Genomic DNA, 13,639 nt, shown 5'->3' with positions numbered 1-13,639 from the left:
TGCTAGCGGTTACTTGGTTATTTGCTGCGGTGTGTGGTAAAAGCTCAGAATTACGCGGGTATGCTGGGAAAGAAGCTATCTATGGGAGTGATAAGTGACTGACCTGATTGACACAACCGAAATGTACCTGCGCACAATTCTCGAGCTGCAGGAAGAGGGAATTGTGCCTTTACGAGCTCGCATTCTTGAGCGGCTGGGGCACTCCGGCCCGACCGTATCGCAAACGGTTGCGCGCATGGAGCGCAACGGACTGGTGACCGTCAGCAACGACAGGCATCTTGTTTTCACCGCCGAGGGCGAACAGAAAGCGCTTTTGGTGATGCGCAAGCACCGCCTCGCAGAGCGGCTTTTGCACGATGTAATCGGGCTTGAGTGGGAGTTTGTGCACGCCGAGGCGTGCCGTTGGGAGCACGTTATGAGCGAGCGGGTTGAAAAGCGGATCATACAGCTGATTGAGACGCCGGTGCGGTCGCCGTATGGCAACCCGATTCCCGCACTAGACGGGCTGGGCGTGAAAACCCGGGGGGCTTTTATTATGCCGGTGCAGAGCGCGGTTGAGGTTTTTGCGACGCAGGATTTGCTGAAGTATGCGGCGCAGGTGGATCGGTTTGCAGAGCCTTTACAGGTGCATTCGGAGGTGCTAACCGAGTTTAGAAAGGCGCAGATTATGCCCGGAGCGACTGTGGAATTCGAGCTTAGCAGTGAGGGGGTGCGGGTTTCTGCGCTGAAATCTGAGATTGTGCTGCTGCTGGCTAAGGACGAGGCCGCTCATGTGTTTGTGCTGACGGATACTATTGCGGAGTAGCTCTTGTCGTTGCAGGGCAGTGCTTGCTGCTGCGGAGCGGTGACTGCTTGCGCAGATCAGCGCTTGCCGTCTTAAGATAGCGTTTTAGCGGGCGCTGCCTGTTGTGCGTTCAGCTGATTTTCAGATTCGACATCGTTTGCCTCCGATTTACGGGGCGGGCGTTGGGCTATGACTTTTAATATATTTTGGTTATGATTGTCAGAACGGTTATTTAACCGTTATTCGTTTTTGCAATCGAGTAGAGAGTAAATAGTGAATATATTTTCTCCGAGCACAGAAATTGTTTTGACCCAGCAGGTTTCGCGCAAAAAGCGCGCTTGCGGTCTTGGTTGGCGTGCAACAGCAGTGTTCTTCGTTTCCTTATTTGCGGCAACGGTTGCCATTCCCGCACACGCTGTAACACCTAACTCTGAGGGCGCGTTGTATTCTGTTAAGCGCGGTGCGGTGCAAGAATTTTTTGTTTCCTATGCGGATGGCGTTTCTGATATCGCCGAGGTTGGCGCTTACTCGCTCGACGTTGTGGCGCAGGTGGCGCAAACTCCGGTTCGTAATGCGGGAGTTCCGCGCGGTCTTTCCTCAGCTGAACAGAGCGCGCGGATCGCCGCTGCGGTAAATGCTGCTCCTGCCGGTTCTGCGTCCGTAGCCCTGCTGGCTGCCGCTCGTGCGCAGCTGGGAGTGCGCCAGGATTGCACCGACATGGTGCAGAACGCGCTGGCGGCTATCGGGTACACAACTCGCAGAGACCAGGGCGGTTATGATCACGGCATTATGGCATTCTTGCGCTACGGCGTTGTTGTGCCGCACGCTGATGCACAGCCGGGTGATATTATGATTGCCCCGGGTTTCCACGTTGCTATTTACGCCGGTAACAACACAGCAGTGCATGGCGGATACAGCGGCGGCAACACGGTTGAAAACAGCTGGCGCGATTCAAACCCTGATACTTACGCTTATATAGTGCGTTTGCAGTAGTTTCGGGCTTTGCTTGCGGATAAGCGGGCGCGGCAAGCTGTTATTTGATATTTACAGCCGAGCTTGAGTAAAATTATACGGCTTGCGCTTATTTAAGCGCTAAACCACTGCAGAACGTCTGCAAGTGGGAGAGATCTTACAGATCTCGTTAGAAAGGAAAAAATGGCAGTCAAGAAAAAGAAAGTCACGGGTCTGATTAAGCTTCAGATTCCTGCTGGTGCCGCTAACCCAGCACCTCCGGTAGGTCCGGCTCTGGGGCAGCACGGCGTTAACATTATGGAGTTCTGCAAGGCCTATAACGCCGCAACAGAATCACAGCGCGGCAACATTGTGCCCGTTGAAATCAGCGTTTACGAGGATCGCTCGTTCACGTTTGTGCTCAAAACCCCACCCGCAGCTGAGCTGATTAAAAAAGCAGCTGGTGTGCAGAAGGGCTCATCCACCCCGCACGCCGTTAAAGTTGCGAAGGTGACACGCGATCAGGTGCGTCAGATTGCCGAGCAGAAAATGGCGGATCTGAACGCTAACGATCTTGACGCGGCAGAGTCGATTATTGCGGGCACTGCTCGCTCAATGGGTATTACGGTAGAGTAGGAGCGATTACTATGGCACAGAAATCAAAAGCGTATCGCGCCGCCGCCGCAAAGATTGAAGACGGCAAGTTTTACACCCCCGCAGAAGCTGTTGCGCTGGCACGTGAAACAGGTTCTGCTAAAACCAACAGCACTGTTGAAGTTGCCGTGAAGCTCGGCGTTGATCCGCGCAAGGCAGATCAGATGGTGCGTGGCACCGTTAGCCTGCCACACGGCACGGGTAAAACCGCTCGTGTTATCGTGTTCGCTATCGGTCCGGCAGCTGAGGCAGCAATTGCTGCTGGCGCTGACGAGGTTGGTGGCGACGAGCTTATCGCTAAGGTTGCAGCAGGGTGGACAGCGTTTGACTCTGCGGTTGCAACCCCAGACATGATGGGTAAAGTTGGCCGTTTGGGTAAGGTGCTTGGTCCGCGCGGTCTGATGCCCAACCCTAAAACCGGCACGGTAACACCCGATGCGGCTAAAGCCGTTACCGACATTAAGGGTGGTAAAATCGAATTCCGTGTTGATAAGCACGCTAATGTGCACTTTATCGTTGGTAAGGTGTCGTTTAGCGCCGAGCAGCTCACCGATAACATTAACGCGGCTCTTGAAGAGATTGTGCGTCTAAAACCAGCTTCGGCTAAGGGTAAATACCTTGTGAAAGGTGCTGTTTCAACAACATTCGGTCCTGGTATTCCGCTTGACATAAACGCTATCTAGTGTGTTTTAACGGGTGGGCAAATCTTGAATAGGGGGTTTGCCCACTTTGTTTTAAACGGTGCAAAACTGCGCTGTATGCCCCAGTAGCTCAGTGGATAGAGCACTTCTCTCCTAAAGAAGGTGTCGTAGGTTCGATTCCTATCTGGGGCACTTTTCCTCCTAGCGGTATTAGTGAAATACGCCTGACACAGCGGCTGCGCAGGTGTTAGAATATCGTTATCATTATTATTAGATAAATTAAGGTAGTTAATAGTGAAGCGTAAACTATTTGCCACGAGACTTGCTCTGGCTGTTGGATTGTTACTGATTTTTGCTTTGTTCACGTTTCTTCTCGTGAGCAGAAGCAATCAAATCGCCGCAGCAAAACGGGCTCAGGAAATGCAGATAGCGCGAGAGCAGCAGACAGCGGTTGTTGATGATTTTCACCACCGTCTGCTAGAATCTGCTTTTGCGCTGCAGGCAAGGCGTAATCTGATTGACAATCCGGTTTCTCCTGGCGTTGTTGTTAATAAACTACGCCCGGTTAATCCCATAGATTACGTGCCGGCCAAACTGGCGAAGCCAGAGGGCGTGCCGCACTCTGGTGAGCAGATGCTTGTGCCTGTGGCCGCATCCGCTGCCTCCCAGATGTATCAGGATGTGCGCAAGGCAACGGGCGCGGGCTTCACTATATGCTCCGGATACCGCAGTTACAGCCTGCAGAAGCGGCTGTACGACCGCGAGGTAGCCGAGTTTGGTCTTGCGCAGGGCGAGGCCTATGTGGCGCGCCCCGGGCACAGCGAGCATCAGCTCGGTTATGCGATGGATATTATGGGCGATCAGCCGGAAAATAACTGCGCCCTGGGCAGCGCGTATGCGGCGACTCCGGCGGGCAAATGGGTACGCGAAAACGCTTATAAGTACGGGTTCATTCTGCGCTATCAGGAGAATCTACAGCATATTGTCGGCTTTGCCGCTGAGGAGTGGCACTGGCGCTATGTTGGAGTGGATCGGGCAAAGTGGATGCACGACAAAGGCATTAAAACGCTCGAGGAGCTTTTTGAACTGCCGTATGCGCCCGACTATGCTGATTAGCAGCTTCTAACTTATAGCGGCTGAAATCGCCTGCGCGGAGCGATAGCGGTTTTAGCCGAGAGCTGTCTAAGAGCGCTGTTTGCATACGCTTTGTGATTTGCGGTATGCTTAAGGTTGCTCCTCACGCGGCGCGATCCTGGCTAACTCCCCCAGGGCAGAAATGCAGCAAGGGTAACCGGGCTCTCGCGGGTGCGTGGGGAGTTTTTAATACCCGCTAGTGGCGAACGCCGGCGGTAAACGGTGTGGGCTTGATTCGCCACTATTCGCGGCGGTTTATCTGCTGCAACTAGCGACGTTTTTACCGCAGCGCCAAGTTTTTTTTATAGGCTTGCCACGAGTGATTGCGCCTGCAGGGCTATTTCGAGTTCTTCATCTGTGGGCACAACCAGCACGCGTACGCGGCTTTCAGCCGCGCTAATTTCGCGCACTTTGCGCGAACGCTGCTGGTTTAGAGCGCTGTCTAACACAATGCCGTACGCGGCCAGATCCGCGCACACAGCCGCGCGAATCTGCGGCACGTTTTCACCAACTCCGGCGGTGAAAATAACCGTGTCAAGTCCGCCCAGCTCAAAAGCGTACGCGCCAAGATAGTGCCTGATACGGTGCGTATAGACAGCAAGCGCCTGCGTTGCGCGCGCGTCACCGGCGGCAGCGGCGGCGGTGACATCGCGCATATCCGCTGATCCGCTTAGCCCCAAAAGTCCCGACTGTTTATTGAACAGGGTGTCGATTTCGTCGATGCTCATACCAGCGGTACGGTGCAGGTGGAACACCACAGAGGCGTCAATATCGCCCGTGCGCGTGCCCATAACCAGCCCCTGCAGGGGAGTTAGCCCCATTGAGGTGTTGATCGAGGTGCCGCCTTGCACAGCGCAGGCGCTCGCACCGTTGCCCAGGTGCAAAACCACCTGTTTTAGATCGGATACGGGACGCCCTAAGAATTCTGCGGCGCGGCGTGCAACATAGCTGTGCGAGGTGCCGTGGAAGCCGTAGCGCCTAATGCTGTATTGGCGGGCGGTGTTTTGATCGAGTGCATACTCGTAGGCGGCCGGCGGCATTGACTGGTGAAAAGCGGTATCAAAAACTGCCACGTGGGCGGTTTTGGGGAAAACTTTGCGAGCCGCGCGGATTCCGGCAAGCTGCCCGGGGTTGTGCAGCGGCGCGAGCGCTGAGAGCTCGGCGATTGCCCGCTCAACTTCGTCGGTGATCAGGGTTGGCTCAATAAACTTTTCACCGCCCTGCACAACGCGATGCCCGACGGCGGTTAGTTGCAGCGATTCAAAAGGCATCTGCTGCTCGGCAAAAACCCTTGTGACAGCGGCAAAAGCGAATGTGTGATCTGGTATTTCACGGGTGTGCTGCGTTTTGATACCGTTTTGCTCGTGTGCGATGTTGGCGCCCGGCAGACCGATCCGCTCGACCAGTCCGGCGGCGATTTTAGAGCCGTCGACCGTGTTTACGAGCTGGTATTTGAGGGAGGAGGATCCGCTGTTAATAACTAAAACTGTGCTCATACTATGCCTTTGCTGTCGGGGATGGATTGGGGAGTCGCGTTTGCGGTGAGTCGTTGCTGGGCTGCCCGACATTGCTTGTCCGTTGCTGATGCGGGTTAGTCGTGCGCATCTGTGCCTGCCGTTGGCGTGGTAGGCTCGGCGGCGCTCATGCCCGCCTGCACTGCGGTGATTGCGACCGTGTTAATAATGTCGGTGACCGTCGCGCCGCGCGACAAATCGTTAACCGGCTTGTTGAGCCCCTGTAAAACCGGTCCCACAGCAACCGCGTTGGCGGATCGCTGCACCGCCTTATACGTGTTATTTCCAGTGTTCAAATCGGGGAAAATAAAGACCGTGGCGCGCCCGGCAACCCGCGAACCGGGCAGCTTTGACTTGCCGGTGTTCGGGTCGCTGGCGGCATCATACTGAATCGGTCCGGCAAAGGGCAGATCTGGGCGACGCTGCTGCGCCAGTTCGGTTGCAATGCGCACCTTATCAACATCCGCTCCCGAGCCGGATGTGCCGGTCGAGTACGAGAGCATCGCAACTCGCGGATCCACTCCGAACTGCGCCGCAGTTTCTGCCGAAGAAATCGCGATGTCGGCAAGCTGCTCAGCGCTCGGGTCGGGATTTACCGCGCAATCGCCGTACACAAGCACGCGATCGGCCAGTGCCATGAAGAAAACACTGGAAACAACAGAAACCCCGGGCTTGGTTTTAATAATCTCAAAACTCGGCTTGATCGTGTGCGCTGTTGTGTGCGCGGCACCCGAAACCATACCGTCGGCGAACCCGAGCTGCACCATCATCGTGCCAAAATAGCTCACATCCTGCATTCTTTCGTGTGCCTGATCGTAGGTGATGCCCTTGTGCTTGCGTATTTTCGCGTACTCGCTCGCGAACTGCGGTAGCAGCGCAGATTTTGTCGGGTTAATAATCGTGGCATCTTCAATGTGCAGACCCAGCTCAGCGGCACGCTTGCGGATGCTGCCTGGCTCGCCCAAAATTGTGAGCTGTGCGATTTTACGCGTCAAAATGCTGCTCGCCGCGCGTAAAATGCGATCGTCTTGCCCCTCCGGCAGCACAATATGGGAAGCCGATTCCTTAGCGCGTTCAAACAGCTCGTAAGCAAACATAATCGGGGTGCGCACGGTGCCGCGATCCACCTGCATTCTGCTGCGCAGCAGCTCGGCATCAACGTGTGTGTGAAAGCTCGAGAGCGCAATATCAAATTTGCGTGGGGACGCCTGCGAGATCACGCCGCGCGCCCGTAGCACGCCCAGCACGGTATCAAAAGTTGAGGTTTTAACGCGGATCACAGGGAGGCTCGAGTCGATGCCGTCGAGCAGGCGCGACACGTCTTTGGAGAGCGGGAAATCGCCGTTAATAATAATTGCGGCGATTGTGGGAAAAGTCGTTGCCTCGTGCGCCATTGTGACCGCGAGCAGGGTTTCTGAGCGATCCGCCGCGATAATCAGCAGCGCGCCCTCTTGCAGGCGGGGTAGCACGCGCTCCATCGACATCCCCGCGACAACGAGCCCGAGCACTTCGCGATCGAGCAGGTCAACACTGCCGCGCACCAGCTCGCCGCCGGTGGACTCCAGCACCGCCGCGACAGGGGGCGCCACGAGCAGCTGGTTTTCAGGGATAGCCCACGTGGGCACGTGTTCCGGCAGCACTTTTTGGATAGCGGATACGGTTTCGTCCAGTTTTTCACGGTCGGTTCTGTTTACAATAACCCCGAGCAGCCTGGCGTGGGTCTGCGATAGATGCCCGCGAGCGAGATCCGCTACCTGCGCGAGTTCCTGCGGGGTGCGCGGTGCTAGCTGACCCAGGCGCTGTTCTGAGCGCTGGTTGATCCGCCCACCCAAAACGAGCAGCACCGGGGCGTCGAGATTCGCGGCGATCTGGGCGTTAAAAGTTAGTTCTGTGGGGAATGCGACGTCGCTGAAATCACTGCCAACAATCACCGTGGCGTCACATTTTGCTTCGAGCCGCTTGAATTTCTCAACGATCGTGCTTAACGCCTGGCGCGGATTCTGGTGCGCTTTCTCGTATGTCACCCCGACGCAGTCCTCGTAGGGTAGCTGTGAGCGTGAGTGTTTGAGCAGCATTGTGAGGATTCTATCGCGCTCCTTGTGAGTGCGCACGAGCGGGCGGAAAACTCCGACCTTGGGAGCTTCCGAGAGCAGCGTATCAACAACGCCGAGGGCAACCGAGCTTTTGCCCGAGTTGCCTTCTATTGAGGTGATATATATTCTAGCTGACACATACCTAATAATATTGGGTGAAACATTAAATTGGGTGTGAATTATTCACAAGCGCTTATAGCTTAGTGCGGGCTTATATCGCAGCCAGTAGGATATATGCTATGGCAATAGCTTTATACCGCAGATACCGTCCCGAAACGTTCGCCGAAATGATTGGGCAAACGCACGTTACCGAGCCGCTGGTAACAGCGCTGCGCAGTAACAGAATCGGGCACGCCTACCTGTTTAGCGGCCCGCGCGGGTGCGGTAAAACAACATCGGCGCGGGTGCTGGCGCGCTGCCTGAACTGTGCACAGGGCCCGACGGACACGCCGTGCGGAGAGTGCGCGAGCTGTGTTGAGCTGGGGCGCAATGGCGGCGGATCGATGGACGTTGTTGAGATAGATGCTGCGAGCCACGGCGGCGTTGAAGACGCGCGTGATTTGCGGGAGCGCGCTAATTTTGCTCCGGTGCGGGATCGTTACAAGATTTTTATTATCGATGAAGCGCACATGGTGACAACGCACGGATTTAATGCGCTTTTGAAGATTGTTGAGGAGCCGCCGGAGTATCTGAAGTTTATTTTTGCCACAACCGAGCCCGAGAAGGTTTTGGGCACTATTAAATCGCGCACCCACCACTATCCGTTTAGGCTGATAGCGCCGGGGATGCTCGCTGATTACGTGAGCGCTTTGTGTGAGAGCGAGTCGGTGGCGCTCGAAGCCGGGGTGCTGCCTCTGCTCGTGCGTGCTGGCGGCGGATCGGCGCGAGACACGCTGTCAATTTTAGATCAGCTGATAGCGGGGTCTGCTGAGCGGCGCGTAACTTTGCAGTTGGCTACCGCGCTGCTCGGGTTTACCAGTGCGGAGTTGATTACTGAGGTTATTGCCGCGCTTGCCGCGGGCGATAGCGGGCGGGTGTTTGCGATGGTTGAGCAGGTTGTGCAGGCTGGGCAGGATCCGCGCCGGTTTACCGAGGATTTGCTTTTGCGTATGCGTGATTTAATCGTTGTTGCGGCGACTGATGAGCATGGCGCGCAAAGTGTTTTTAGGGATTTGCCACAGGGTGCTGTGCCTGAAATGCGTGCGCAGGCGCGGTTGTTTGCGCAGGGGAAGCTGTCGCAGGTTGCGCTTATTGTGAACGATACGCTCAACAGCATGGGCGGTGCAACTGCGCCACAGCTGCAGTTGGAGCTGATGATGGCGCAAGCGCTTGTTGTGATTGGGGTGAAGCCTGTGCGGGGTGCTGATGCGACCGTTCAGTCTGATGCGCCCGAGCAGTCTGGTGTGCCTGCGCAGTTCGGTGCGGTGCAAAACGAGACGGCAGGTGAGCAAAAGCCGCAGAATCAGGTGTCTATTAGCGAGATTAAAGATTTCTTGCGAAAGCAGATTCATAATGTTGAAACATCCGCGCCCTCAACCAAATTTTTAGCGGACTCTCCCGCTCCGGCAGCTTCTGTGCAGCCTGGCGTGCAGAGTGCTCAGAGTGTACTTCCTGTAGCACAGACCGCGCAGCGTGTGCCGTCCGCGCCTCAGCGCGTAAACTCGGGTGAGACGCATGGCACTACTGTGCCGGTGTCGGGGCAGATTCCCGGCGGTGTTCCAGCGGGCGTGCAAGATGGTGAGCAGCTATCTGGCGGTACTCCAGCGGGTGCGCAAGATAGTGGGCAGCTGCCGGGTAAGGTCTCAGACGCCATGCAAAACACCGCGTCAGTCCTCCAAAACCAAACTATAGCGGGCGATGAAATGCAGGAACTTTGGCAAGAACTGCTCGGCGAAATTCAAGAAAACGCGCTTGCCCTGCAGGCGAGCTTGTTGATTGTGCCGCTTAAGCTTGATGGCGCGTTGTTCAGCGTTGGCGTGCGCAGCGACAGCGACCTTGACCGCTTTAAACAGCACGGAGCAGCTTCTGTGCGAGAAGTTTTGCAAGAGGTGCTTGGTGTGCAGATTCGCTACAAGGCACAACAGATCACCGACGCGCAGTTTGAGCACCAGCAAGAATTGCACAGACAAGCCCGGCAAGCTGCTGAAAACGTTCCTGTGCCGCAGCAGTCGATGGGCGGATCGGGCTCTCCTGCGCCGCAAAACGCGCCGACTTCTCCGGGATCACCAGTATTTCAGGGGGCGTCTCCGCCGCAAAACGAGTCGTGCTCTGCGGTAACGCCAGAGAGCACATCGCCCGCAGTGAGCGGAGGCGCTCACGCCTCACAAACCTTAGCTAGTGTGCAACCCCCGCAGCAACCAGCACCGGCTGCGCAGACCGCGCCTGCGCAGGATGCGCCGCTCCAAAATCAGCTTCCAGAGGTTGAGCGCTACGGTGACAGTGTTGTGCAGAACGTGTTTCCCGCGGCGAAGGTAATATCAGAGGGACCCTTTGAGCGTCCCAGCGAGAATGCGTCCGCAGAAACCGACGAGCAGGCGTACGGCGGCGCTAGTGAGGGTTATGGATTCAGCATGGATCAGAATTAGGGCGGATAAAAACAGTGTACGAGGGAATAATTCAAGAGCTTGTTGACGAGTTCGGCAGGCTGCCCGGGATCGGTCCAAAATCGGCGCAGCGAATAACCTTTCACATTTTGCAGAAACAGAGCTACGACCCGAGCCGGTTGGCGCAGATTCTGGGCGAAGTGCGCGAGCGGATTAAGTTCTGCGACGTTTGCGGCAACGTGAGCGAGCAGCAAACCTGTACGATATGCAGCGATCCGCGTCGCGAAAACAGCACAATTTGTGTTGTTGAAGAGCCAAAAGACGTTATCGCAATCGAGCGCACTCGCCAGTTTAACGGCAAATATCATGTTTTGGGCGGCGCGATCAGCCCGATTGACGGCATCGGGCCAGATCAGCTCAGCATAGCCGCGCTAATGCAGCGGCTTAGCGGCAACACCGTGCAAGAAGTGATTATTGCAACGGACCCAAATATTGAGGGCGAGGCCACCGCCGCTTACCTCTCTCGAACGCTACACGCAATAGACGTGAGAGTGAGTCGGCTCGCGTCTGGCTTGCCCGTTGGCGGCGATCTTGAGTTTGCCGACGAAATCACCCTCGGGCGTGCTTTTGAAGGGCGCAAACAGCTGTAATGCGAGGTTTTGCGCGGGTGTTTTGCGGTTTAGCTGGGTTCTTATGCGTGGGCAAAGGATGTGTGCGGCGGCGTGTTGTGCGGTGGCGCGGGATTTTCGCGGATGCCCCCGCGAAGGCTTAGTGGGAGCGTCGTGTTTTGCGCACCGACCCGGAGCTGCGCGAGCTGAAAATCGCCCGGGGTCGAATTACACCGGGGCTGTGAAATCCGTTATATATGTTGCGACCGTAGGAATGCAGCGCGCTAGGATAGACAGATAGGTTTTTAACAGGGGGAATTTATGGCGCTAATAGTGCAGAAGTACGGGGGTTCATCGGTCGCGGATGCCGCCAGTATTAAACGCATTGCAAAACGAATCGTGGCTGCGCGCAAAGCCGGCAATAACGTTGCTGTTGTTGTGAGCGCAATGGGCGATACCACCGATGAGCTGCTAGATCTCGCCGATCAGATTACCCCCATTCAAGAGCCGCGCGAGCTGGATATGCTGCTAACAGCGGGCGAACGAATCTCGATGGCGCTGCTGGCGATGGCGATTAAAAGCATGGGAGCTGACGCCATTTCCTTCACCGGCAGCCAGGCAGGGATGCTCACCGACGCGACGCACGGGGCGGCGAAAATCGTGGCGATCGAGCCGTGGCGCGTAAAAGCGGCGCTCGACGCGGGAGCGATCGCGATCGTCGCCGGATTTCAGGGGTTCGCAACCGGTACCGGCAACATCACAACGCTCGGGCGCGGCGGATCAGACACCACCGCAGTCGCGCTGGCCACCGCGCTAAACGCCAACTGGTGCGAGATTTACACCGATGTTGACGGTATTTTTACGGCGGATCCGCGAGTTGTGCCGCTGGCACGTAAACTCGATGCGATCACCTGCGAAGAAATGCTCGAGCTGGCAGCGAGCGGCGCAAAAGTTCTGCACCTGCGAGCGGTTGAGTTCGCGCGTCGGCACGGGGTTAAATTGCACGTACGCTCGTCGTTTTCTAACACCCCAGGCACTTTAGTTTACGATCCAAACAGGGAGATTCCAGAGGAGATAGCGGATATGGAACAGCCAATTATTAGCGGCATTGCCGCCGAAATGAACGACGCTAAAATCACAGTTGTTGGCGTGCCAGATGCACCCGGCCGCGCGGCGCAAATTTTCGGGATTGTTGCCACAACAAAAGCGCACGTTGATATGATCGTGCAAAACGTTTCGGCGGCCGGTTCGCGCCGCACCGATATTAGCTTTACCGTTCCAATAAGCGAGGGCAAAAAGGTTGTTGCCGCGCTGCAGGCAGCGGAAGTGAGCATCGGCTTCGAGTCGCTGCAGTACGACGACCAAATTGCGAAAATAGCGGTTGTTGGTGCCGGTATGCGCACCAGCACCGAACTGTCCGCGTTGCTGTTCAACACCCTCTACGAGGCCGGGATCAATATTGAGATGATTTCAACCAGCGAGATCCGCATTTCTGTTGTGACCAGAGCGGATGTGGCAGCCCGCGCCCAGCAGGTGCTGCACACAGCGCTTGAGCTTGACGCGGCAGAAGCGGCAACCGTTTACGCTGGCAGCGGTCGATAAAATACGTACAAACTAATACACCAGGAAAATTTTACAATGACTAGAAAAATAACCGTTGCAGTTGTTGGCGCAACCGGGCAGGTTGGCGCGGTGATGCTTGATTTTCTCGCGCAGAGCGAAGTGAATGCCGACAGTGTGCGGTGTTTCGCGAGCGCGCGTTCGGCGGGCAAAACTGTTATTTATCGGGGCGCGGAAGTTACCGTTGAAGATCTTGCAACAGCAGATCTTAACGGCATTGATATTGCGCTGTTTTCTGCCGGGGGAGCGACATCCGCCAGCTACGCACCAAAGTTTACCGCCGCGGGAGCTGTTGTGATCGATAATTCAAGCCATTGGCGGCTGGATCCCGAGGTGCCGCTGGTTGTGAGCGAAGTTAACCCGTATGCGATAGCGGGCGCAAAAAAAGGCATTATCGCCAACCCAAACTGCACGACGATGGCGGCCATGCCGCCGCTGCGAGTTTTGCACGACGCATACGGGCTGACGCGGCTTAAAATAGCCACCTATCAGGCAACCTCAGGCTCGGGAGTGCACGGGGTGGCGGAGCTTGCCGGGCAGCTGACGGAGCTTGTGAAGAGCGGCAGAATAGCTGATCTTGTGCGCGACGGGCAGGCGATACCGCACGCGCAGCCCGAGGTGTATGCGGCCGCTATTGCCGCAAATGTTGTGCCGGTTGCGGGCGGATTCGTTGATGATGGGTCGCTTGAGACCGATGAGGAGCAGAAACTACGCAATGAGAGCCGCAAGATCCTTGAGATTCCAGAGCTGTTAGTTGCGGGAACCTGTGTGCGAGTTCCCGTGTTTACAGGGCATTCCCTGGTGGTGCACGCTGAGTTTGAGCGCACGGTTGATGTGGCGGAAGCGCAGGAGCTGCTCGCAAAAGCGCCCGGGGTTGAGCTGTGCGATATGCCTAATCCGCGGGATGCCGCCGGTAAAAACCCGAGCTTTGTGGGGCGTGTGCGGCATGATCAGAGCGTTCCCGATGGCAAAGGGCTGGTGTTTTTTATTGCGAACGACAACCTGCGCAAGGGTGCAGCTCTGAACGCGGTGCAATTGGCGGAAATTGTTGCCCGGCAGCTGCGAGCATAGTTGTTTGCCGGTTGCGATCTGAACAG

The 13,639-nt window shown here is 56.4% G+C and carries 11 protein-coding genes, 1 tRNA gene and 1 other RNA gene; 11 read left to right on the top strand and 2 right to left on the bottom strand.

Annotated features, from left to right (window positions below; translation table 11 throughout):
• Positions 1 to 94: 94 nt before the first annotated feature.
• The 7 genes from KJY78_RS06735 to ffs all read left to right on the top strand — a co-directional run bounded on the left by KJY78_RS06735 (position 95) and on the right by ffs (position 4,355).
• Positions 95 to 805, top strand: a complete 711-nt coding sequence (locus KJY78_RS06735; protein ID WP_214337547.1) for a metal-dependent transcriptional regulator — start codon at positions 95 to 97, stop codon at positions 803 to 805.
• Positions 806 to 1,057: 252 nt separating this feature from the next.
• On the top strand, positions 1,058 to 1,777 hold the full coding sequence (locus KJY78_RS05200) for an NlpC/P60 family protein (protein ID WP_214337546.1): 720 nt from the start codon (positions 1,058 to 1,060) through the stop codon (positions 1,775 to 1,777).
• A 162-nt stretch (positions 1,778 to 1,939) separates the two neighbouring features.
• Positions 1,940 to 2,371 carry a 50S ribosomal protein L11 gene (gene rplK / locus KJY78_RS05195; RefSeq protein ID WP_214337545.1) on the top strand — a complete coding sequence of 144 codons (432 nt, stop codon included), beginning with the start codon at positions 1,940 to 1,942 and terminating at the stop codon, positions 2,369 to 2,371.
• Between the two features lie 11 nt (positions 2,372 to 2,382).
• The gene (gene rplA, locus KJY78_RS05190; RefSeq protein ID WP_214337544.1) at positions 2,383 to 3,072 is read left to right on the top strand and encodes a 50S ribosomal protein L1; all 690 of its coding nucleotides are present in this window, start codon (positions 2,383 to 2,385) and stop codon (positions 3,070 to 3,072) included.
• A gap of 77 nt (positions 3,073 to 3,149) precedes the next feature.
• Positions 3,150 to 3,222, top strand: a tRNA-Arg gene (locus KJY78_RS05185).
• Positions 3,223 to 3,405: 183 nt separating this feature from the next.
• Positions 3,406 to 4,146, top strand: coding sequence for a M15 family metallopeptidase (locus KJY78_RS06605; RefSeq protein WP_214337543.1), 741 nt, complete (start codon positions 3,406 to 3,408; stop codon positions 4,144 to 4,146).
• Between the two features lie 112 nt (positions 4,147 to 4,258).
• Positions 4,259 to 4,355, top strand: an RNA gene (ffs, locus tag KJY78_RS05175) — signal recognition particle sRNA small type.
• 111 nt (positions 4,356 to 4,466) lie between these two features.
• On the opposite strand, the gene KJY78_RS05170 is transcribed toward ffs, so the two are convergent.
• Entirely contained in the window at positions 4,467 to 5,660 is a 1,194-nt protein-coding gene (locus KJY78_RS05170; protein ID WP_214337542.1) for an acetate/propionate family kinase, read from the bottom strand.
• Between the two features lie 95 nt (positions 5,661 to 5,755).
• Positions 5,756 to 7,909: a phosphate acetyltransferase gene (gene pta, locus KJY78_RS05165; protein WP_214337541.1), complete on the bottom strand. Its 2,154-nt coding sequence runs from the start codon at positions 7,907 to 7,909 to the stop codon at positions 5,756 to 5,758.
• A gap of 101 nt (positions 7,910 to 8,010) precedes the next feature.
• Here pta and KJY78_RS05160 point away from each other — a divergent pair, with 101 nt between their 5' ends.
• From KJY78_RS05160 to KJY78_RS05145, 4 genes are all read left to right on the top strand, one after another.
• Positions 8,011 to 10,356, top strand: coding sequence for a DNA polymerase III subunit gamma and tau (locus tag KJY78_RS05160; RefSeq protein ID WP_214337540.1), 2,346 nt, complete (start codon positions 8,011 to 8,013; stop codon positions 10,354 to 10,356).
• Positions 10,357 to 10,370: 14 nt separating this feature from the next.
• Positions 10,371 to 10,964, top strand: coding sequence for a recombination mediator RecR (gene recR / locus KJY78_RS05155; protein ID WP_214337539.1), 594 nt, complete (start codon positions 10,371 to 10,373; stop codon positions 10,962 to 10,964).
• A gap of 279 nt (positions 10,965 to 11,243) precedes the next feature.
• Positions 11,244 to 12,524: an aspartate kinase gene (locus KJY78_RS05150; protein ID WP_214337538.1), complete on the top strand. Its 1,281-nt coding sequence runs from the start codon at positions 11,244 to 11,246 to the stop codon at positions 12,522 to 12,524.
• Between the two features lie 36 nt (positions 12,525 to 12,560).
• Positions 12,561 to 13,613 (top strand): aspartate-semialdehyde dehydrogenase, encoded by a 1,053-nt coding sequence (locus tag KJY78_RS05145; RefSeq protein ID WP_214337537.1) that lies wholly within the window; start codon positions 12,561 to 12,563, stop codon positions 13,611 to 13,613.
• The last annotated feature ends 26 nt before the right edge of the window (positions 13,614 to 13,639 follow it).

Source organism: Canibacter zhuwentaonis, from assembly GCF_018531145.1.
In the GTDB taxonomy this organism is placed as follows: Bacteria; Actinomycetota; Actinomycetes; order Actinomycetales; family Microbacteriaceae; genus Canibacter; species Canibacter zhuwentaonis.
This window is presented reverse-complemented; position numbering and strand designations above follow the sequence as displayed.